Annotated in this window: 19 protein-coding genes and 1 tRNA gene; 7 read left to right on the forward strand and 13 right to left on the reverse strand. The window is 65.1% G+C overall.

The genetic code is table 11. From position 1 onward, the window contains the following. The first annotated feature begins 25 nt into the window (after positions 1-25). Both argH and H2509_RS17640 read left to right on the forward strand, forming a co-directional pair. Entirely contained in the window at positions 26-1,423 is a 1,398-nt protein-coding gene (argH, locus tag H2509_RS17635) for an argininosuccinate lyase (protein ID WP_182167744.1), read from the forward strand. 255 nt (positions 1,424-1,678) lie between these two features. Continuing rightward, positions 1,679-4,564, forward strand: coding sequence for an AsmA family protein (locus H2509_RS17640; RefSeq protein WP_182167747.1), 2,886 nt, complete (start codon positions 1,679-1,681; stop codon positions 4,562-4,564). Positions 4,565-4,602: 38 nt separating this feature from the next. Here the strand turns inward: H2509_RS17640 and phnN are convergent, their stop codons facing one another. The 10 genes from phnN to phnG all read right to left on the reverse strand — a co-directional run bounded on the left by phnN (position 4,603) and on the right by phnG (position 12,520). After that, complete coding sequence (phnN, locus tag H2509_RS17645; RefSeq protein WP_182167750.1) at positions 4,603-5,175, reverse strand: phosphonate metabolism protein/1,5-bisphosphokinase (PRPP-forming) PhnN; 573 nt, start codon at positions 5,173-5,175, stop codon at positions 4,603-4,605. An 18-nt stretch (positions 5,176-5,193) separates the two neighbouring features. Further along, entirely contained in the window at positions 5,194-6,339 is a 1,146-nt protein-coding gene (locus tag H2509_RS17650; RefSeq protein ID WP_182167752.1) for an alpha-D-ribose 1-methylphosphonate 5-triphosphate diphosphatase, read from the reverse strand. Further along, a complete protein-coding gene (locus tag H2509_RS17655; protein ID WP_182167754.1) occupies positions 6,332-7,069 on the reverse strand; it encodes a DUF1045 domain-containing protein in 738 nt (245 codons plus the stop codon). Before H2509_RS17655 ends, H2509_RS17650 begins: the two co-directional genes overlap by 8 nt. Positions 7,070-7,144: 75 nt before the next feature. After that, positions 7,145-7,810, reverse strand: a complete 666-nt coding sequence (locus H2509_RS17660) for a DapH/DapD/GlmU-related protein (RefSeq protein WP_182167756.1) — start codon at positions 7,808-7,810, stop codon at positions 7,145-7,147. Between the two features lie 10 nt (positions 7,811-7,820). Beyond that, on the reverse strand, positions 7,821-8,522 hold the full coding sequence (gene phnL / locus H2509_RS17665) for a phosphonate C-P lyase system protein PhnL (protein WP_182167758.1): 702 nt from the start codon (positions 8,520-8,522) through the stop codon (positions 7,821-7,823). Between the two features lie 8 nt (positions 8,523-8,530). Next, a complete protein-coding gene (gene phnK / locus H2509_RS17670) occupies positions 8,531-9,325 on the reverse strand; it encodes a phosphonate C-P lyase system protein PhnK (RefSeq protein ID WP_182167760.1) in 795 nt (264 codons plus the stop codon). After that, positions 9,322-10,269, reverse strand: a complete 948-nt coding sequence (locus H2509_RS17675) for an alpha-D-ribose 1-methylphosphonate 5-phosphate C-P-lyase PhnJ (RefSeq protein WP_182167762.1) — start codon at positions 10,267-10,269, stop codon at positions 9,322-9,324. Before H2509_RS17675 ends, phnK begins: the two co-directional genes overlap by 4 nt. After that, positions 10,266-11,396 carry a carbon-phosphorus lyase complex subunit PhnI gene (locus H2509_RS17680; protein ID WP_182167764.1) on the reverse strand — a complete coding sequence of 377 codons (1,131 nt, stop codon included), beginning with the start codon at positions 11,394-11,396 and terminating at the stop codon, positions 10,266-10,268. Before H2509_RS17680 ends, H2509_RS17675 begins: the two co-directional genes overlap by 4 nt. A 3-nt stretch (positions 11,397-11,399) precedes the next feature. Beyond that, on the reverse strand, positions 11,400-12,032 hold the full coding sequence (gene phnH / locus H2509_RS17685; protein WP_182167766.1) for a phosphonate C-P lyase system protein PhnH: 633 nt from the start codon (positions 12,030-12,032) through the stop codon (positions 11,400-11,402). A 2-nt stretch (positions 12,033-12,034) separates the two neighbouring features. Next, complete coding sequence (gene phnG / locus H2509_RS17690) at positions 12,035-12,520, reverse strand: phosphonate C-P lyase system protein PhnG (RefSeq protein WP_209002030.1); 486 nt, start codon at positions 12,518-12,520, stop codon at positions 12,035-12,037. Between the two features lie 113 nt (positions 12,521-12,633). Here phnG and phnF point away from each other — a divergent pair, with 113 nt between their 5' ends. Beyond that, positions 12,634-13,383, forward strand: a complete 750-nt coding sequence (gene phnF, locus H2509_RS17695) for a phosphonate metabolism transcriptional regulator PhnF (protein WP_182167768.1) — start codon at positions 12,634-12,636, stop codon at positions 13,381-13,383. 18 nt (positions 13,384-13,401) lie between these two features. Here the strand turns inward: phnF and H2509_RS17700 are convergent, their stop codons facing one another. Beyond that, complete coding sequence (locus tag H2509_RS17700; protein ID WP_182167770.1) at positions 13,402-14,955, reverse strand: CYTH and CHAD domain-containing protein; 1,554 nt, start codon at positions 14,953-14,955, stop codon at positions 13,402-13,404. Between the two features lie 172 nt (positions 14,956-15,127). Here H2509_RS17700 and H2509_RS17705 point away from each other — a divergent pair. The 3 genes from H2509_RS17705 (at position 15,128) to H2509_RS17715 (ending at position 16,932) form a co-directional block, all read left to right on the forward strand. After that, a tRNA-Leu gene (locus tag H2509_RS17705) sits at positions 15,128-15,214 on the forward strand. Between the two features lie 320 nt (positions 15,215-15,534). Further along, complete coding sequence (locus tag H2509_RS17710; protein WP_182167772.1) at positions 15,535-16,017, forward strand: YHS domain-containing (seleno)protein; 483 nt, start codon at positions 15,535-15,537, stop codon at positions 16,015-16,017. A gap of 150 nt (positions 16,018-16,167) precedes the next feature. Beyond that, on the forward strand, positions 16,168-16,932 hold the full coding sequence (locus H2509_RS17715) for a glucose 1-dehydrogenase (RefSeq protein ID WP_182167774.1): 765 nt from the start codon (positions 16,168-16,170) through the stop codon (positions 16,930-16,932). Between the two features lie 6 nt (positions 16,933-16,938). Here H2509_RS17715 and H2509_RS17720 read toward each other — a convergent pair whose 3' ends face one another. Then, a complete protein-coding gene (locus H2509_RS17720; protein WP_182167776.1) occupies positions 16,939-18,141 on the reverse strand; it encodes a mandelate racemase/muconate lactonizing enzyme family protein in 1,203 nt (400 codons plus the stop codon). A 24-nt stretch (positions 18,142-18,165) separates the two neighbouring features. Next, positions 18,166-19,689, reverse strand: coding sequence for an aldehyde dehydrogenase (NADP(+)) (locus H2509_RS17725; protein ID WP_182167778.1), 1,524 nt, complete (start codon positions 19,687-19,689; stop codon positions 18,166-18,168). Between the two features lie 219 nt (positions 19,690-19,908). Here H2509_RS17725 and H2509_RS17730 point away from each other — a divergent pair, with 219 nt between their 5' ends. Next, positions 19,909-20,961, forward strand: a complete 1,053-nt coding sequence (locus H2509_RS17730) for a MaoC family dehydratase (RefSeq protein WP_182167780.1) — start codon at positions 19,909-19,911, stop codon at positions 20,959-20,961. Positions 20,962-21,024 lie beyond the last annotated feature (63 nt).

Consider the following 21,024-nt stretch of genomic DNA (forward strand, 5'->3'; position numbering starts at 1 on the left):
CACTTCCATCCCGAGGGGCAAATTCATGAGCAACCGCATGTGGGGCGGCCGTTTCGCCGAAGGGCCCGACGCCATCATGGAGGAGATTAACGCCTCCATCGATTACGATCGCAAGCTCTACCGGCAGGATATCGAGGGTTCCAAGGCCCACGTCCGCATGCTGGCTGAACGCAATATCGTGTCCGGCGAGGACGCTGACAAGATCGCGGCCGGACTGGACAAGGTGCGCGCGGAGATCGAGGCCGATACATTTACCTTCTCGCGGGCGCTCGAAGACATTCACATGAACGTGGAATCCCGCCTTGCCGAGCTGATCGGCCCGGCCGCCGGCCGCCTCCACACGGCGCGCTCGCGCAACGACCAGGTGGCGACGGATTTCCGGCTCTGGGTGCGCGATACGGTCGACACGCTCGACGGGCAGCTGACCGAGCTGATGCTGGCGCTGGCGACCCGCGCCGAGCAGCATGCCGGCGACATCATGCCGGGCTTCACCCATCTCCAGTCGGCGCAACCGGTCACCTTTGGCCATCATCTGATGGCCTATGTGGAGATGTTTGCCCGGGACCGTTCGCGCATGCGCGACGCGCGTGTGCGCATGAATGAATGCCCGCTCGGCGCCGCCGCGCTTGCCGGCACCTCCTTCCCCATCGACCGGCACATGACGGCTGCCGCGCTCGGTTTCGACCGCCCTTCCGCCAATTCGCTCGACGCCGTGTCGGATCGGGACTTCGCCATCGAAGCGCTTGCCGCCGCCTCGATCGCCGCCATGCACCTGTCGCGTCTTGCCGAGGAAATCGTCATCTGGTGCTCGGCACAGTTCGGCTTCGTGAAACTGTCGGACAAGTTCTCCACCGGCTCCTCGATCATGCCGCAGAAGAAGAATCCGGATGCGGCCGAGCTGGTGCGCGCCAAGACGGGACGCATCTATGGTGGCCTGACCGGCCTGCTCGTGATGATGAAGGGTCTGCCGCTGACCTATTCCAAGGACATGCAGGAGGACAAGGAACAGGCCTTCGACGCGCTTTCCAACCTGTCGCTGGCGCTTGCCGCCATGACCGGCATGGTGCGCGACCTCACCCCCGATACGAAGCGCATGAAGAAGGCGGCCGGCTCCGGCTATGCAACGGCGACCGACCTCGCCGACTGGCTGGTGCGCGTCCTCGGCCTGCCCTTCCGCGAAGCCCATCACGTCACCGGCCGGATCGTGGCGCTTGCCGTCGAGCGCGGTATCGAGCTGCACAAGGTGCCGCTTGCCGACATGCAGGCCGTCGAGCCGCGCATCACGGACGAGATCTTCTCGGTGCTGTCCGTCGACAAGTCCGTGCGCAGCCGCGTCAGCTACGGCGGCACCGCGCCCGCCAATGTCCGCAAGCAGGCCCGCCGCTGGCTGAACGCGCTGAAGCGCGAAGCCGCGAAGGCATAGAGGGCGGTCCGTATCGGGAGAAGTATAACGGGCGGCGGCCTTGCAGTTTTTCGCGCCGCCCGGCGAGTTCGATGCTAGAGCGCTTTCCGACCGGATGCGATCATCCGGTCGATAAGACATCGCTCCAGAATCAATGTTTTGAGCATATCCTTGTCGCCAAATCCGATTCGGATTTGACGGGATATGCTGTATGTCACCTTACGGCCATGCTTTGGCCTAAACTGCATTTGATTCGAAATTCTTGGAGAGCGCTACGTGAAGCGGCTGTTCGTCGGATTTGCCGGCCTGATCTTTCTTCTCGCAGTCGTCGTGCTGGTCGTGCCCTTCCTGCTGCCGAAGGAAACGATCAAGGAGAAGGTCGTCGCCGAGATCGAGAAGGCGACCGGCTGGCATTTGCGGCTCGACGGGTCCGTAAGCCTCGGCCTCGTGCCGGGCTTTCGGCTTATCGCGGATGATGTGGGAATTTCCGGGGAAGCGGGCGCCGACGGCATCGAGTTCCTGAAGGCGGCGGAAATCGACTTCGGCCTGTCCTGGGGCGCGCTGTTTGGCGGCAATGTCCAGGTGACGCATGTAGCGCTCGACGCTCCCGAGATCTTCCTTGAAATCGGTCCGAACGGCCGCACGAGCTTCGCGCCGCGCCGGCGTTTCCCGGTCGATCGCTGGAACGTGGCGGTCGATGCCGGCAAGGACGGCGAGGCCGATGACGCTCCTGCTGAGCCAAAAGGCGCTTCCACATCGGACGGTGGACTGGCGCTCCTGGAGCGGATCGGAGTCGACGAGCTTTCAATTGCCGACGGGCGCGTGATCTACGCCGACCGCGAAGCCGGAACGCGTCATCAGGTGGACGATGTCGATCTGGCGGTGCGGCTGCCGTCGCTTTCCGGTCCGGCGGAACTCGACGGCGCGCTGACCTGGCAACAGGTTCGCGTCGAGGTCGCGGGCTCCGTCGCCGCGCCTCTCGCCCTTTCGCGCGGCGAGGAAAGCGACGTCGCGCTGACGGTGAAGGCGCTGGAGGGTGAATTCGCAGTCGCGGGCCGTGTATCGCCGGCTCCCTCGGGGAACCTGAAGATCACGGCAAGCGGACCGGCGTCGGCCTCGCTTCTTGCGGCCCTCGGTCTCGCCGGCGCGAAGGAGCTTGGCGCCTATTCGCTGGATGCCTCGCTCGTCGCGAGCCGCAAGGATGTTGTCCTCGAAGGGCTGAATGCATCCCTCGGCGGGATTACCGCGAGGGGATCGGGCAAGGTCGATCTCTCCGGCGCGCTGCCGGCCTTTGCCGGCAATATTGTTTCCGACGGTATCGCTCTGGAAGAGGTGCTCCGGCTGGCGGGCCGCGACGAACCGGCGACCGGCCGGCTTTCGACCGACCTGACATTGCGTGGAACCGGCTCGGATGCCGCCACGATCCTCGGGTCGCTCGATATTCGCGGCCGCATTTCGCTTGCCGACGGAACTATCGGCAATCTCGGGCTGGCGAAAAGCCTTGGCGGCGATACGTCGGCCGACAGCCTGAAGGACCTCAACGCCAGCGTCGTCTTCGACGGTCTCGACAAACCTGTTGCCGCGACAGGCGGCCTCACCTGGAAGGGCGAACCCTTCGCGCTGAAGGGCTCGGCCACGCCGGCTCCCTACCTCGCCGGCCTTGGCGCTCCCGTTTCCGTCACCCTTTCCGGCAAGCGGGCGAGCTTCGGCTTCGAAGGTTCGCTGGAAAACGGCGGCGGCATCGACGGCGACGTGCTCTTCTCCACGCCGGATCTGCGCGGCCTTGCCGGCTGGCTCGGCCAGCCGATCGCTCCGGGCGACGGGCTGAAGAACTTCCGTATTGCCGGCAAGCTGGCGGCGGAAGGCAACACGGTCAGCTTTCGCGATGCGACGCTGGAGCTGGACGACACCAGAGGCAAGGGCGAGAGCAGGCTCGTCCTAGCGTCTCCCCTGCAGGTCACGGCAAAGCTGGCGCTCGAGGAACTGGCGCTCGATCCGTATCTCGGCGGCAACACCGGCGCGGGTGCAACTGCCGGCGGCAACAAGCCGCAGAAGGCCCGCCGCGCCGGCGACGGCTGGAGCACGGAACCGATCGACTTTTCCGGCCTTCGCGCGGTCGATGCCTCGCTCGACCTTTCGGCCCAGAAAATTCGTTGGGACAAACTGAAAACCGGCCGCAGCCGGCTGACGGTCACCGTCAAGTCCGGCTCCCTCACCGCGGAGTTGACCGAGCTATCCCTGTACGAAGGCACCGGCACCGGCAGGATACGGCTCAACGGCGCAAACGCGGTCCCCTCCGTCGAAGCCGATTTCAAGCTTTCCGGCCTCAAGGCGAGGCCCTTCCTCGATGCGGCGGGCGGTTTCGATTACATCGATGGCCGCCTTTCGACTTCCTTCGATCTGAAGGCGAGCGGCAAGAGCCAGGCCGAGTTCGTTTCGGCGCTTTCCGGCGCGGCCGGCTTCGATTTCGCCGATGGCGCGATCCTCGGCATCAACATTCCGAAAATGGTGCGCGGCCTCACCGTGGAAACCCTGCTCGGCTGGGCCGATGCCAAGGAGCAGAAGACCGACTTCAACGCGCTGACGGCAAGTTTCCGCATCGAGAACGGCATTGCCCGTTCCGATGATCTCGCCATGAGCGGGCCGCTCTTGCGCATGACCGGCGCGGGTTCGGTCGACATGCCGTCGCAGACCCTCGACTGGCGCTTCGAGCCGAAAGTGGTTCCCACGCTGGAGGGCCAGGCGCCCGTGCCGACGGAGAAGGGCGAGACACGGGAACTCGCCGGCATCGGCGTGCCGGTCGTCGTGCGCGGCCCCTGGGCGAAGCCGCAGATCTATCCCGATATCAAGGGCATCCTGGAAAACCCGCAGGCGGCCTACAAGCAGCTGGAAACGCTCGGCGGTGGGCTGGTAAAGGCGCTGAATGCCAAGCCCGATGAGGGTCTTGCCCAGCAGGCCAACAAGGTCATCGAACAGGCAACCGGCGGCAAGGTGAATATCGACGTTCAGAAAGTCATCGAAGGCGAAGCGAACGATACGGACGTGCTTCAGGCGGTGGAGGAAGGCTTCGGCCTTCCAAAGGGTCTGCTTGGCTCGTTCGGGCTCGGCGGGAGCAAGAAAAAGGCCGATACGGCCCCGACCGACGCGCAGCCGGCGCAATAGCGGAAGGTCGAACGCCTCCAGCGCTCCCGGCTTTCCCTTTACTCGCCGGCGATCGCCGCCAGAATCTGAGCCACTGCCTGCTCGACGGTGCCGGTATTGCTGATCACGCGCAGAACCTCTTCCGAGCGGTCCAGCTCCGGCAGGTCGAGATCGGCGCGGTCCAGCCGGCGCCCGATTTCCTCCGCCGTCTCGCGTCCGCGCGCCAGAAGCCGGGCCGCCAGTATCTCACGCGGCGCGGTGATGAGAAGCACGGTCAGCCGCTCGTATTTCGCCTGCGCTGCGACGAGCGCCTTGCGCGAGCCGTTGGCGATCACGGTCTTCCCCTGCCGGATCGCATCGTCGACCGACGAGGGCAGCACATAGCCAAGGCCGTGCGCACGCCAGCAAAGCCCGATGTCGCCGGCCGCCGCCAGCCTCTCGAACTCGGCCTCGCTGATGGTGCCGTGGTCCTCGGCGGCGGGATCGGCCGTCCTGGTGATCAGCCTGCGGGCGAAGAGATAGCGGCCGTCGGCCGCAAGGCGGATCCTGACCGCGCTCATCAGCGTGTCCTTGCCCGCCCCGCTCGGGCCGACCACCAGCACCAGCCGGCCCGGCCCTAGCCTTTTCGTCATCGCGGTCATCGCCAGGCCTCAGGCAACCCTGCGGCCCTCGCGCCAGACGCCGCGCACGACCGGCACATTGCCGACGAGCCGCACCTGCACAAGGTCGGCCCGGCGGCCTTCGAGGATCGCGCCCCGGTCGGTGAGGCCCACGGCCTCCGCCGGCGTCCGGGACACCATGCCGATGGCATCCGGCAGGGAGATGGCTTCGATCTCGTCGGCCAGCTGGAAGGCGGCTTGCAGCAGCGAGGCCGGGATATAGTCGGAGGACAGCACGTCGAGCAGGCCATTCTCCGCCAGTTCGCGGGCGGAGACATTGCCCGAGTGCGAGCCGCCGCGCACCACGTTCGGCGCGCCCATCAATACCTTCATGCCGGCCTCGTGTGAGGCGCGCGCCGCCTGCACCGTGGTCGGGAACTCGGCGATGGCGGTCGAAAGTTCCACCGCCTCCTCCACGTGCTCGAACGTAGCGTCGTCATGGCTCGCAACGATGATGCCGCGCGCCCGGGCGGCATCGGCGATGGCGCGGCGGTTTTCTGGCGTCACCTTGCTCGCCTTTTCCTGGCGCATGCGGATATAGGCGTCCATCGCCTCGTCGGAGAAGCCCTTCTTGCCCTGGTAGTAGATGCGATAGGCGTCGAGCGAGGTGAACTGGCGCTGGCCCGGCGTATGGTCCATCAGCGACACCAGCCGCACCCGGGCGTCGTTGTCGAACCAGGCGAAGGAGCCCATCACGTCGGGCGCGGAAACCTCGCAGCGCAGATGGATGAAATGGTCGGCGCGCAGCCGGTCCTCGGAAAGCCCCGTTTCGATCGCATCGGCCAGCTTGCGCATGTCGGCGACCTTGAGGTCCGCCTCGTCGTCCATGCCGACGCGAAGCGCGTCGAAGACGGTGGTGATGCCGGCGCAGGCAATCTGCGCGTCGTGCGCCTGCACCGCGGCGACCGGGTGCCAGCGCACCTTCGGGCGCGGCGCGTAGTGGGTTTCCAGATGATCGGTGTGCAGTTCCACCAGGCCAGGGATCAGGAAATCGCCTTCGCAGTCATGGCCGGTTGCCGCCGTCGGTCCCTCGGCAATGGCCGCGATCCGGCCGCCGCGTTCCGAAAGGCCGCCGTCGATCACCTGGTCGGGCAGGACGATCTTCGCATTCAGGAATATGTGGTCGCGGTCAGGCATTGGCGTTTTCCCGGGAGACAGGCCTGCCGCCTTCGGACGCGTCGCGGCCGAGCGGCTTGAGGTCGAGAACGGTGAAGGGTGCGCCTTTTTCGCGTTCCACGAAAAGCGCGATCGTCGAAATTTTCAGCGGCCGGTCGGTCAGCGAGGCGAAATAGCGGGTCGCGTCGCGCGTCAGGCATTCGGCCTCCTCGGCGTCGCCGAGCCTGCCCGACAGCGTCATGTGAAACCGGAATTCGTAGAAGACGTACGGGTAGCCCCATTTTTCGAGCAGTTCCGCCTGATGCGGGCTCAGGCCCGCTGCAAGCCGCCGGGCGCGATCGGCGTCGCTCAGCGGCGCACGGAAGGGGTCGAAGGTCTCCACGCAGCTTGCCGCCAGCACGTCCAGGGCGTCGGAGGGGGCCGACAGGGTCAGCGCCAGGAAGGAACCGAGGCGCGCGACCTTGAGACCTGGCAGCGAAATAGCCGGCATGTGCTCGCAGAAGCTCAGGAAGGCATCGCGCAGTTCGTCTTCGCTGCGGCCCTCGGCCAGTGAGAAAGGCGGCTTCAGCGTGGCGTGGAAGCCGTAGCGGCGCGGCTCCTCGCTCAGCGCGAACAGACGCTCGCGGGAAATTTCCTCAAGCACCGGCTGGCCAAGCGCCTCGCCGGTAAAGGCGTCGCGTCCGAGCCACTGGCTGCCGAGCCGGGTCAGAGGATCGTCGTAGGACGGAGTGAAATAGATCGCATAACGCATCGATTGAAATACCTCGCGGGGGCATTCCCGCCCCTCTCTGTGGTGGCACCGCCTTGTGGCAAGCCGGTGTCGTCTTCATGACGTTTGTTGCAGGGCCTCCTTTCGCGCTTCGCCGAATGCCGGGTCGTATCTGGCGCAGAAGGCGCCGATGTCGTCGGACTGGAATTCCTTCAGCCGTTCGAAGATCTCCGCCTCCGGCCAGTCCCACCAGGCGATCCGGCGCAGGCTTTCCGCGACGGCGCGGGAAAAGCGCTCGCGGATCGTCTTCGCCGGCACGCCGCCGACGATCATGTAGGGCCCGACAGTGCGGCTCACCACGGCGCCCGCCGCGATTACCGCGCCATCGCCCACTTCGACGCCAGGCAGGATGATCGCGCCATGGCCGATCCACACGTCGTTGCCGATCACGGTGACGGCGGCGCGGCGCTTCGCGAAGAAGGCGTGATCGCGCGTTGCGCCGGGTTCGTAATATTCGGGGCAATAGGTGAAGCGGTGCTGCGACGCCCGGCCCATTGGGTGGTTCGGTGCGCCGATCCGTACCGAATTGGCGATCGCCGTGAACTTGCCGATCCGCGCATCCGCCACTTCGCAGTTCTCGCCGAGATAGGAATAGTCGCCGAGGCTTGCATATTCGAGCCGGCTCTCCCGCAGCACCTCGCAGCGCTGGCCGATTTTCGCCTCGCGCAGGCGCACCGTCGGATCGATGACGGTTTCGGCGATCTTGGGCAGGCTCTTGCTCATCGCTGGACCCTCATGCCGCTGCTTTGAAAGAGGCGACGTCGATGATGCGGTCGGCGATCCTCTCGCGCACGTCTTCGTCATGCAGGATTCCGAGCATCGCCACGCCGTTCCGCTTCTTTTCCTCCACCAGTTCCACCACCACGGCGCGATTACGGGCATCGAGCGAGGCGGTCGGCTCGTCGAGCAGCAGCAGCGGATAGTGGGCGATGAAGCCGCGCGCGATATTCACGCGCTGCTGTTCGCCACCGGAAAAGGTTGCCGGCGGCAGGCTCCACAGCCGCTCGGGAACGTTCAGCCGGCAAAGCAGGTCGCGTGCCTTCACCAGGGCCTCGCCCTCCGTCGCGCCTTGCGCAATCAGCGGCTCGGCAACAACGTTTTCCGCCGAAACGCGCGGGATCACCCTCAGGAACTGGCTGACATAGCCGATGGTGTCCCTTCGCAACGCCAGCATCCGGCGCGGGCTGGCCTCGGCGATGTTGACGATCTCGTCGCCCTCGGCCGTCACCAGGATCTGGCCGGTTTCGCAGGCGTAGTTGCCGTAAATCATTTTCAGGATCGAGCTCTTGCCCGCACCAGACGGCCCGCCAAGCACGACGCATTCGCCGGCCCCGACCGAAAAATCCACATGGGAGACGACCGGCAGCCGGATGCCGCCGCGCAGATGCATGGTGAAGGACTTGCCGACGCCCGAAAGACAAAGCCTGGTGCGCATCTTCAACCTCAAACCTGCAGGATCGACGAGACGAGAAGCTGGGTGTAGGGCGCCTGCGGATCGTCGAGCACCCGGTCCGTCAGCCCGGTTTCGATCACCTTGCCGTGGCGCATCACCATCAAGCGGTGCGACAGCAGCCGGGCGACGGCGAGATCGTGGGTGACGATGACGACCGACAGGCCGAGATCGGTCACAAGCCCCCGGATCAGGTCGAGCAGGCGGGCCTGCACCGAAACGTCGAGCCCGCCCGTCGGTTCGTCCATGAAGACGAGGCGTGGGCTCGTGACGAGGTTGCGCGCTATCTGCAGTCGCTGGCGCATGCCGCCGGAAAAGGCGCGCGGTTCGTCGTCGATGCGGGTTTCGTCGATCTCCACCCGCGACAGCCAGTCGAGCGCCGTTCCGCGAATAGCACCGTAATGGCGCTCGCCCACCGCCATCAGCCGCTCGCCCACGTTGGCGCCGGCCGAAACCGTCATCCTGAGGCCGTCTGCGGCATTCTGGTGGACGAAGCCCCAGTCGGTGCGCATCAACAGGCGACGCTCCGCTTCCGAAAGCTGGAAAAGGTCGCGCATCTGCCCGTCGCGCATGCGGTATTCCACGGCGCCGGCCGTCGGCGGCAGGCGGGTGGAAAGGCAGTTCAGCAGCGTTGTCTTGCCCGAGCCGCTTTCCCCGACGATCGCCAGCACCTCGCCCGGAAAAAGTTCGAAGGAGACGTCGTGGCAGCCGATGCGCTCGCCATAGAAGCGGGTCAGCCCGTTCGCGCGCAGGAGCGGCAGTTCGCTCCGGTCGGTTGCTCCGCTCATTGCCCGTCCTCCCCGTCCGAGGCATGGCCGGCAGAGAGGCGGGCCGCGATTTCCTCGCCGGCCATCTCGCCGCGATGGCCGGCCGTCCGGCGCTCCTCGCAGTGGTCGGTATCGGAGCAGACGAACATCCGCCCGCCCCGGTCGTCGAGGATCACCTCGTCCAGATAGACGTCCTCGGCTGCGCACAGTGCGCAGGGCTTGTCGAAGCGCTGCACCTGGAAGGGATGGTCCTCGAAATCGAGGCTTTCCACCCTCGTGTAAGGCGGCACGGCATAGATACGCTTCTCGCGTCCGGCGCCGAAAAGCTGGAGGGCTGCCATGTCGTGCATCTTCGGATTGTCGAATTTCGGCGTGGGCGAGGGGTCCATCACGTAGCGGCCGTCCACCTTCACCGGATAGGCGTAGGTCGTGGCGATATGGCCGTGGCGGGCGATGTCCTCGTAGAGTTTCACATGCATGAGGCCGTATTCCTCGAGCGCGTGCATCTTGCGCGTTTCGGTCTCGCGCGGCTCCAGGAAGCGCAGCGGCTCGGGGATCGGAACCTGATAGACGAGGATCTGGCCTTCCTCCAACTGGCGTTCCGGAATGCGGTGGCGGGTCTGGATGATCGTCGCCTCGGCCGTATGCGTCGTGGTGGCGACGTTTGCCGTCTTCTCGAAGAACGCACGGATCGAGACGGCGTTGGTGGTGTCGTCCGAGCCCTGGTCGATCACCTTCAGCACGTCGTCAGAGCCGAGGATGGCCGCCGTTACCTGAACGCCGCCGGTGCCCCAGCCATAGGGCATCGGCATTTCGCGGGACGCGAAGGGCACCTGATAGCCGGGCACCGCGATCGCCTTCAGGATGGCGCGGCGGATCATTCGTTTCGTCTGCTCGTCGAGATAGGCGAAGTTGTAGCTGCCCTCGCTTCCGTCCGCGCGGGCCGTGTTGTCGAGTGCGCTCATTCGGCCGCCTCCTGCCTTGCATCTCCGGCCTCGGCGGTCTGCCGTTCCTGCCATTCCCGACGCATGCGGCGCACGAGATCGAGTTCCGCCTGGAAGTCGACGTAATGCGGCAGCTTCAGATGCTCCACGAAGCCGGTCGCCTGAACGTTGTCGGAGTGGGAGAGCACGAATTCCTGGTCCTGGGCCGGGGCGATCTCCTCCTCGCCAAGCTCGGCAGCCCTGAGCGCCCGGTCGACCAGCGCCATGCTCATCGCCTTGCGCTCGCTCTGACCGAAGACGAGGCCGTAGCCACGCGTGAATTGCGGCGGTGCCTTGGCCGAACCCTGGAACTGGTTGACCATCTGGCACTCGGTGACCTGCACCCGCCCGAGCGGGACGGCGAAACCAAGCTCCTCGGCGAAGAATTCCACCTCGACCTCGCCGAACCTTATTTCGCCGGCAAAGGGATGCGTGCGGCCGTAGCCGCGCTGGGTCGAATAGCCGAGCGCAAGCAGGAAACCCTCGTCGCCGCGCGCAAGGTTCTGCAGGCGAAGATCGCGGTCGGCGGGAAAGGAAAGCGGCTCGCGCGTCAGGTCGCCGACATCGCCGTCATCCGTCTCGCCGGCAGGCCGGTCCGCCTCGATCAGGCCTTCCTGCCCCAGCAGGTCCGTTACTCTGGGGATTTTCGCATCGTCGTCATCGATTTTCGCCAGTTCGGGCCGTTCCGGCGGCACGCCACCCTCCGCCGCCAGGCTGAAATCGAGCAGGCGGTGGGTATAGTCGAATGTGGGACCGAGCAACTGGCCGCCGGGCAGGTCCTTGTAGGTCGCCGAGATGCGCCGCCGCACTAGCATGTCGCCCGTATCGAGCGGCAGCGAATAGCCGAAGCGGGGCAGCGTGGTCCGGTAGGCGCGCAAAAGGAAGATCGCCTCGATCAGGTCGCCGCGCGACTGCTTGATCGCCAATGCGGCAAGTTCCAGGTCGTAGAGCGAGCCCTCCGCCATGACGCGAGCGACCGACAGCGACAGCTGTTCGGCGATCTGGGCCAGCGTCAGGTCGGGGACCGTGCGGTCGCCCCGCCGCTTGTGGGCGAGCAGGCGGTGAGCATTGCGGATCGCCTTTTCGCCCCCCTTGACGGCAACATACATGGCTCAGCCCCTTTCGAGAGAAATACGGGTGGACCTTGGCAACCCTGCCAGACCGCCGCGATCGGCGAAGAGAAGGTCGACGCCGCAGGGAAAATGCGCGCGGTTCGCGATGAGTTGCGGCCAGATTGCCGAAGGGATGTCTGCGATCCCGATCGAGACGGGCGCATTCAGTCCGGGTCCGCTCAGGCTGACTTGTCGCCCGGCGGAAATCTCCCCCACCATGACAATCAGCGTGGTGGAGCGGTCGGGATATTCGAGACTGCCCTGGGCGAAGTCTGCCGGAGACGACATCCGCGCGGGATCGGAGATCAGCGCGAAGGCGGCTTCCGACGGGTCCGTCGTGATCGGGCAGCCGGTGTGAAAGCTCAGGAAGCGGCGCACCGGTGTCGTATCGGCCAACGCCTGATCGAGCCAGACGGGCGTGTCGTAGTCGAAGAGGGTGAGGGCGACCGCAGCCGCAACAGGTGTCAGCGGCGCGGGCGGCCGTAAGGCGCCGGCGTCGAGGTCTTGTCGATGACCGGGGCGCGACATCGCCGTCATGATGGCGCGGAACGCCCGTTGCGCGTCATGCACCGGATCGGCGAAGCCGGTCGCGGGAGCTGAAGAGGCGAATGCCGGTTCGACCTGTGCGGGCATCTTCAATCCTCTCCGCGTACCATGGTGAAGAAGTCGACGCGGGTGGCCGTCGTTTCGCTCTTCGTTTCCGCATCGGCCTTTCGCCTTGCCTCGGCGAGCGGCCGGGCAAGAAGGGTTTCCACCGCATCGCGATGGTCCGCGCGCTGCCACAAGGCGTCGAACAGGGCGCTGAACAGGGCCTTTTTCTTGTCGCGGCCAAGAGCATAGGCAAAGCCCGTCTCGCCGGTTTCCAGCGCGACCACCGCGCGCGTCACCGTCGCCTCGCCGAGATTGAAAGGCTTCCCGCCCCCGCCTGCCCGGCCGCGCAGCATCACAAGGCCCGTTTCCGGCGCACGGATCACCCGATAGGCGGGCTGGCGGGCAATCGCCGCCCAGGCACTCGCCAGTTCGCCGACATGAGCCCCGGCTAGCAGGCCCATCAGGGCGCGTCGCCGTTCGGTCAGGGTCTCCGGTTCGGTGTCGCCGTCTGTTCCTGCCTCTGCCGCCATTTTCAGGGTCTCCCGGCGAGCCTGTCTTTCATCGTGACTGGATCTATAGACCAGAATTTGTCTATTTGTATAGATGAATTTGCATTTTGATGCGGAGTCTCTATGACGGCGTCATGACACAGCCGTTCGATACCGTTCCGGTCGCGCGCGGCCAGGGCGTGGCCCTGTGGCGGCAGATCGCGGACGAACTGAAAAGCGATATCCTCTCCGGCGCCCTCGGCACGGAAGAAGGCCGGCTGCCGACGGAGAAGGATCTGGCGGCGCGGTTCGGCGTCAACCGGCACACGGTGCGGCGGGCGATCGCGGAACTGACGGCGGAAGGCATCCTGCGGGCCGATCAGGGGCGGGGCACCTTCGTTTCCGAGCGCCTGATCACCTACCCGATTTCCTCGCGCACCCGTTTCTCGGAGATCATCGCCGCGCAGGCGCGCGAACCGTTCGGCAAGCTGCTTGCCTCCTCGGAAGAACCTGCGACCGCCGCGCAGGCGGACCTGCTGGGAGTGGAGGCGGGCACGCCGCTGATTCGCATCGAGACGCTCAGCGTTGCCGACGAAGTGCCGCTGATCCGCGCGACGAGCTGGTTTCCCAAGGCACTTTGTCCCGGCCTCGTCGCCGACTACGCGCAGACCGGCAGCACGACCAAATCGCTGGCGCGCGCCGGCGTCACCGACTATCGGCGCAAGGAAACGAGGATCCTCGCCGACCTCGCGCGTGTCGAGGATGCCCAACTGCTGAATATCGCGATCGGTCAGCCGCTGCTGATCACCGAGGCCCTCAACGTCGACCCTTCCGGCAAGCCGACGCATTTCACCCGCACGCGCATCGCAGCCGAACGGGTGCAGCTCATTGTCGAGAGCCTGTGAAACTCGGCGCCGAGACGTCTAGCTCCAGAAGCGGTTCGCCTTCGCTGTCTTCTTCCAGATGCCGCGCGCATTGGTCCAGGCCTGCGCGGCGCGCGCTTCGTGCCAGCCGATGACGAAGCCCTTGGCCAGCGCAACGTCTTCCTTCGAAACGCCTTTGACCTTCGGCAGGTCGACCATATGCTCGGCCATGGCGACGTCGTTCAGATAACCGAACACGTCCTGCAGCACCTTCAATTGCTCAAGAAACGGTTTCACGGCTTTCTGGGGATAGAGGGAGCGGAAGAACTCGACCGTATAGCGCAGCTTCTTCAAAGCCTTGCGCATTTCGTGCCGCTCCTCGATCGACAGTTCGCCGATCCTCGTGCCGTATGCCTTGACCTTATTCCAGCGCTTCTTCAGCGCCTTGGCGGCGAAATCGCCGATGGGAGTTTCGAGAGGCGAGCCGGACCCGGTCGCCTGTTCGATCGCGACAGCATAGCCGCCGAGATCGAAAAGGAACTCGTTGATCTCGGGTCGTGCAAGAAGCTCACGCACTTTCCGGCGCGTCGTCTTGCGTGCCTTGCCGATCGTGCGCAGCAGGGCGGTCGCGTCCACATGCGCGGGCATCACGGCCTGCGGCGGTGCGACGATCTCCGCGCCCAGCACGTCGAGATCGCGCAGCGCGCCCACTTCTGCGGCAATGGCCTGCGCCTGTTCGTTGAAGCGTTTCAGGTCCTTGTCGTCCAGCAGCGGGGCGAAAACCTTGATCGCGCTGCGCAGGCGGCGAAAACCGATACGAAGCTGATGCGGGCCTTCCGGATCGTCGAGATCGAGCGTTGCGATCCGGTTGTGGGCGATCTGGTCGAGGCAGGATTGCAGGATCGTCGCCAGCGCCGTTCCAGCGTCCTGGTCGGCGGCAAGTTTCACGTCGCCGGCGGTCTTCGGCGCAGGCGCGGAAAGCTTTGCGTCCTCCCCGCCGCTTGCCAGGCGGTATCCGCGTTCCGCCTTGCTTTGGCCGGAAAACCGCACCGGATGCTCGTTCAGTAGGCCTTTCGCCAGCTTGAAGAGCTGACCGGGATTTCCGGCCTTCAGCTCGAATTCCGCCTCGCCGATCTCGGAACGGCATTCGCCGGCTACGATTTCCCCGCTGTCGATGGCCAATTCAATGGAGGTGCCGTCCTCGCCGCTGATTTGCCGTGCGTTGCGGCGGATCACCGTTTCGAATTGCGGCACGAGGTCGTGGCCGTTGATCAGGCCGTTGAGCTGTTCGACAAGCTCGGGGTCGCCGATGCGTGCGAAGTCCGGCATCGGGCCGGAAACCCTGACTTCCGTCTCCTTGGGCGATGAAAGCCCCCCGGAAAGCCCGGTTCCCCGTTTGATCGTCTGCACCCAGTTCCGGCCGACCCGCCGCACCCTGAGAGACCATTTCGCCCGCTTCAACGCCTGATCGGGCGTGTCGAAATAGATCGAGCGCAAGGTCCTGGTGACCGTCTGTCCCGACGTGAAGCCTTGCGGCAAAGCCTTTCTCTTCAGGCGCCGCAGCGCGTCGCCATCGAGCTCGATCTTCAGTTCTGTTTCTGTAACATTTGACATGGATTTGTAACATTTAACGACAGCAGGCGTCGTAGTCCAAGGAAATACGCAGCGTGAGTAAACGCTTGGCTTTCGGGCCCGGCTCTTTCGCGCGTTTCCTGTTGAGTTTGCGGCTGCGCAGGAAACGGCAAGCCTTTTCAGGCGCGAAGCGATCTGCTAGATCGACGAACGTGCCCCTTTGGCGGAATTGGTAGACGCGCTGGACTCAAAATCCAGTTCCCGTGAGGGAGTTCCGGTTCGACCCCGGAAGGGGGCACCATCTCTTTCGACCGCCTTGCAGGTGGCGGCCTTCGACGCCGCTGCGACTGTTGAAATGGCGTCGCATTTTCCGAAGCCGCAAGACCAGACACCGCCGTAAGCGCGCCGCCGGACGCTCGCGCGTTCGTGCGCCCTGGACAAGCCTGCGTGAAGCATCGGATTGCAGCTATGTTGCGGCGCAAGGCGCAGCTAACGTCAACCGCTGAAGGTGCAGTGCAATAAGCGCGGGCGAGGACTGGCGGTCCCTGCGGGGTCGGCAGGTGTATTGCACGGCATGCTTCAACAACTTCCGACATACGACAGACGCGAAGGATCAAATCCATGAATATCGGCCGCAAATTCGCCGTTGCCGCTGCTTTCGCCATTGCCCTGATGGGTCAGGCTAGCGCCGACGAAGTGCTCTACGGCAAGACCCTCGTCAACACGCTTTACAGCGACGAAGGCGTTGCAATCCGCGGCTATGACCCGGTCGCCTATTTCACGGAAGGAAAGCCGGTCAAGGGTAGCAAGGAGCACCACTTCGACTACAAGGGCGCGACCTGGGTCTTCGCTTCTGCTCATAACCGCGATCTCTTTGCCGCGCATCCCGAGAAGTACGAGCCGGCCTATGGCGGCTATTGCGCCTTCGGCGCCGGCAACGGCTACCTTGTGAAGACCGAGCCGGAAGCTTTCACGATCGTCGATGGCAAGCTGTACCTGAACTACAATGTCGACGTCAGCAAGAAGTTCAATGCGGATCTCCATGGCCGCATCGCTCTTGCGGAGAAGAACTGGCCGGAGCTCAAGGCCAAGGTCTCTCACTAATCCAGGATTGCAACGGGCGCTTCGGCGCCCGTTCTCTTTTGTGCCTTTCGCTTGCGGGTTTTCTCGCCGTTCTTGTTGCAAGAACGAAGTCGTTCGACCCTGGAAAATATGCTCTAAGATCGTGCCTGTTGCAGGTCTTGGGGACTGGGGATGACATCACGTCTTCGCGGCAGGGTGATCCTGATCACGGGCGGCGGGTCCGGGATCGGTGCCGCCTGCGCCGAACGTTGCGCCGAGGAAGGCGCCTTCGTCATTCTCGCCGACATCGATCATGTCGCCGCCGAAATGCGGGCGCTGGCGATAGGTCCGCAGGCGGTTGGCCTGCGCCTCGACGTGCGGGAAGAATCCGACTGGACCAATGCGCTGGAGGAGATCGAGGAAAGTCACGGCCGCCTGGACGGGCTGGTGAATGCCGCCGGCCTGCTGCGCATGGGGAATGTCGAGGAGACCAGCTTCCAGGTCTGGCGGGAGGTGATGTCGGTCAACCTCGACGGCACCTTTCTCGGCTGCAAGCATGTCATCGCGCTGGTCCAGGAAAGCGGCGGCGGCGCGATCGTCAATCTGAGCTCGGTTTCGGGGCTGGTCGGCGGGCACAATCTTGCCGCCTACAACGCCTCGAAGGGTGGCGTCCGCCTGCTGACGAAATCCGTCGCGCTGCACTGCGCGAAAAAGAAGAACGGCGTGCGTTGCAACTCGGTCCACCCGACTTTCGTGGAAACGCCGATGGTGGAAGAACTGGTCGCCCGAAGCAGCGACCCGCAGCGCACACGGGCGACCCTCGAAGGGCAGGTGCCGCTCGGCCGGATCGCCCGGCCCGCCGAAGTCGCGGCCATGGTCTGCTATCTGCTCTCCGACGAGGCGGCCTTCGTGACGGGTTCCGAATTCGTCATCGATGGCGGCGTTACGGCGCAATAGGCCGTATCAGGACGCCTTGCCAGACAGTATCCGACTGATATCGGCGCGCTCGAAGACCTCTGGAAGGAACGTGACGCCGTGGCCGGGCTTGTCGGGCACGGTCACGAAGCCCTGTTCGACGGCCGGCAGTCCGTCCGCCACTTCCTTGTACCAGCCGGTATAAAAGGCGCGCACGGATTCCTGGATCAAGGCGTTGGCCGCATGCAGGGACAGGTGGCAGGAGGCGGCATAAACGACCGGCCCCGTGCAATCATGCGGCGCGATCGGTACCTGATAGGCCTCCGCCATGCCGGCGATCTTGCGTGCCTCGGTGATGCCGCCGCACCAGGACAGGTCGAGCATCACCACGCCTGCCGCGCCGGTTTCCAGGTATTCGCGGAACGCGTGCGTGTAGGCGAGCGTTTCCGAGGCGCAGACCAGCGCGTCGCAGTCCGCGGCGTAAAGCCCGAGGTCGCGGACATTGTCGAGGCGGAACGGGTCTTCGTGCCAATAGGTGTCGAAGGGCCTCAGCGCGCGGGCGAGCTTCCTCGCCATGGGCAGGGACCAGAGCGAGTGGAACTCGACCATGATGTCCATGCGCTCGCCCACCGCCTCGCGGATCTGCTCGAACGGTTTCAGCGCTGTCTTGAGTTCTTCGGGCGAGATGTCATAGCCGCCACTGCGCTCGGCCGCGATGTCGAAGGGCCAGATCTTCATTGCCGTGATGCCCTGGTCGAGCAGCGAGCGGGCAAGCCCGCCTGCATCGGTCAGGAAGGCCTCCAGATCCTCGTAAGGTCCGTCGGTCTCGCCTGCATGCCAGTTGGCGACGGTCTGGGCATTTGCGTCGCGGACATATTTGTAGCCCGCGCAGGTATTGTAGGTGCGCACCCTGTCGCGCGAACGGCCGCCCAGCATGTCGGCGATGCCTCGGCCGTGCGCCTTGCCGAAGATGTCCCACAGAGCGATGTCGATTGCCGAATAGGCGCGGGTTTCGACGCCGGCGCCGCGCCAGCCTAGATAGTCGGTCATCTCGTTCTGGCGCGCCTGGATCGCCAGCGCGTCGCGGCCAAGGAGCTTCGGCGCGCACCAGTCGTGGATATAGGCCTCGACCGCCGACGCGCCGAAGAAGGTCTCGCCAAGACCGACATGGCCGGCATCTGTGTGGAGAAGCACCCAGACGAGGTTGGGAAACTCGCCAAGGCGAAGCGTTTCGACCCCGATGATCTTCATGGCGCTTCTCCGATGCTCCGGACGCTATCCCTGCAGTTCGCGCGGCAGCAGCGCGTCGGGCATGTTCTGGTAGCTCACCGGGCGCAGGAAGCGGCGGATCGCCAGCGTTCCGACGGAGGTGGAGGAGACGCTGGTGCTGGCCGGATAGGGTCCGCCATGCATCATCGCGTCGCAGACTTCCACGCCGGTGGAGAAGCCGTTGGCGAGAAGCCGGCCTGCCTTGCGCTCCAGGATCGGCATCAGCTGCCGCGCGATCGGCTCGTCGGCCGCGTCCATCTGCAGGGTGCAGGTGAGCTGGCCATCGAGGCTCCGCGCCACGTCGATCATCTCCTTTTCGTCGCTCACCCGCACGAACAGGCCAAGAGGGCCGAAGACCTCCTCGCCAAGCGAGCGGTCGGCAAGCCAGGCTTCGCCGGTTGTCGTAAGCAGGTCCGGCGCATTGCGGCGATCGGCGCAGGAGGATTGCAGCAGCGAGCGCACGCCCGGCTGCGACACCAGATGCTCGCGGCCCTTCCGGTAAGCGGCGGCAATGCCGTCCGTCAGCATGGCCTGCGCCTCGACGCCGGAAAGGGCTGTCTGTGCCGCTTCCTCGAAACGGTCGGCATCGGAGCCGATTATGGCGATGGCGACGCCCGGATTGGTGCAGAACTGTCCGACGCCCATGGTCAGCGATGCGGCCCAGCCCCTGGCGATGTCGCCACCGCGCGCGCCGAGCGCCGACGGAAGCAGGAAGACGGGGTTGACCGAACCCAGTTCGCCGAAGAAGGGGATCGGCTCGGGGCGCTGCTGGGCGAGGTCGAAGAGCGCACGGCCTCCGCCGAGCGAGCCGGTGAACCCGACGGCGCGGATCAGCGGGTGGGTGACGAGCGCCTCGCCGGCCTCACGGGTATTGCTCTGCAGGAGCGAGAAGACGCCCGGATGCTGGCCGGTCGCTTCGATCGCGGCGGCAATCGCCTCCGCGACGATCTCGGCCGTGCCGGGATGGGCCGGATGCCCCTTCACGACGACCGGGCAGCCGGCGGCAAGGGCCGAGGCTGTGTCGCCGCCGGCGGTGGAGAAGGCGAGCGGAAAATTCGAGGCGCCGAAGACGCCGACCGGACCGATCGGCCGCTGCACCAGCTTGATGTCGGGGCGCGGCAAGGGTTGGCGGTCGGGCAGTGCCGGCGTATGGCGACGGTCCAGATAGCCGCCTTCCAGGATATGGCTGGCGAAAAGGCGCAGCTGCCCGGTGGTGCGGCCGCGTTCGCCGTCGAGGCGGGCGGCGGGCAGGCCGGTCTCCCGGCAGCCGATCTCGGTAATCGCAGCGCCGCGCGCCTCGATCTCGTCGGCAATGCGGTTCAGGAATTCGGCGCGGGCCTCGGCGCTGCTGTAGCCATAACTCCAGAATGCGTCTTCGGCTGCCTTGGCCGCGGCATCAACCTCCGCCTTGCCGGCAAGATGAAATGTCCCCGCCGATCCAGAAACCGGTTGCGAGTTAAAGGTTTCGGCGCTTGCGACCCATTTTCCGCCGATCAGATGGCGTCCTTCCGGCTTTTCGCTGCCAGCCATGCCCGTCCCCTTTTCTCATACAAATGGTTTGACCGGCCCTTTTCATCGTCGCCGCAGCAGGCGCTGTCAACCACCAGGGCCATCTTCAACTGCCGTTCGGGTAGCTAGCGCGGGGATATGCCTTGCACACCCCCATAGGGATACTTGCGGTAAGCCGTCATCCCGGCTTTCATCGCCCGCAGCGGACCCGTGATGTCGGATGGAACGAAGGATAACCTCATGACCAAGACCAATCCCGGCAATTTCTTCGAGGATTTCGCCGTCGGGCAGGTGATCCGCCATGCGACGCCGCGCACCGTGACCGTTGGAGATACCGCCCTGTACAGCGCGCTTTACGGGTCGCGCTTCGCCGTTCAGTCGTCGGACGCCTTCGCCCAATCGATCGACTATCCGCGCGCGCCCGTCGACGATCTCCTCGTCTTCCATGTCGTCTTCGGCAAGACGGTGCCGGATATCTCGCTGAATGCCGTTGCCAATCTCGGTTATGCCGGCGGCCGCTTCCTCGCCCCGGTCTATCCGGGCGACACGCTCTCCGCCGTTTCCGAAGTGATCGGGCTGAAGGAAAACTCCAACCGCAAGACGGGCGTCGTCTATGTGCGGTCCACCGGCTACAAGTCCGACGGCACGGAAGTGCTCGACTATGTGCGCTGGGTGATGGTCAACAAGCGAAACGAGGCTTCGCCCGCGCCGGATCCCGTCGTTCCCGTCCTGCCCGATGCCATCGATCCGGATGCGCTGGGCGACGCCTGTCCGCTGATCGACAACGGTTCCTGGGATGCGGACCTTTCAGGATCGCGCCATCGCTTCGCCGACTATGCGATCGGCGAATGCATCGACCATGTGGATGGCATGACCGTGGAAGAGGCCGAACACCAGCTCGCCACCCGCCTCTACCAGAATACCGCCAAGGTGCATTTCAACCAGTTCACCGAAGGGCAGGGCCGCTTCGGCCGTCGCCTCATCTATGGCGGCCATGTGATTTCGCTCGCCCGCGCTCTCTCCTTCAACGGGCTCGGCAACGCCTTTCATGTTGCCGCCATCAATGGCGGACGCCACGTCGCACCGCTCTTTGCCGGAGATACGGTTTTTGCCTGGAGCCAGGTGCTGGAGGCGGCGGAAATCGAGGGCCGCTACGATGTCGGTGCGCTGCGGCTGCGCACGATCGCGACGAAGAACCGGCCTTGCAGTGATTTCCCGTTGATCGACGGCGAGGGCCGTTATCTGCCGGAGGTGATCCTCGATTTCGACTACTGGGCGCTGGTCGTGAAATAGGGGCTGCCCCTTTGTCGAGGTCGTCGATTCGTCATGCGCGGGCCCGACCCGCGCATCCATGCA

It is taken from the genome of Stappia albiluteola, assembly GCF_014050225.1.
In the GTDB taxonomy this organism is placed as follows: Bacteria; Pseudomonadota; Alphaproteobacteria; order Rhizobiales; family Stappiaceae; genus Hongsoonwoonella; species Hongsoonwoonella albiluteola.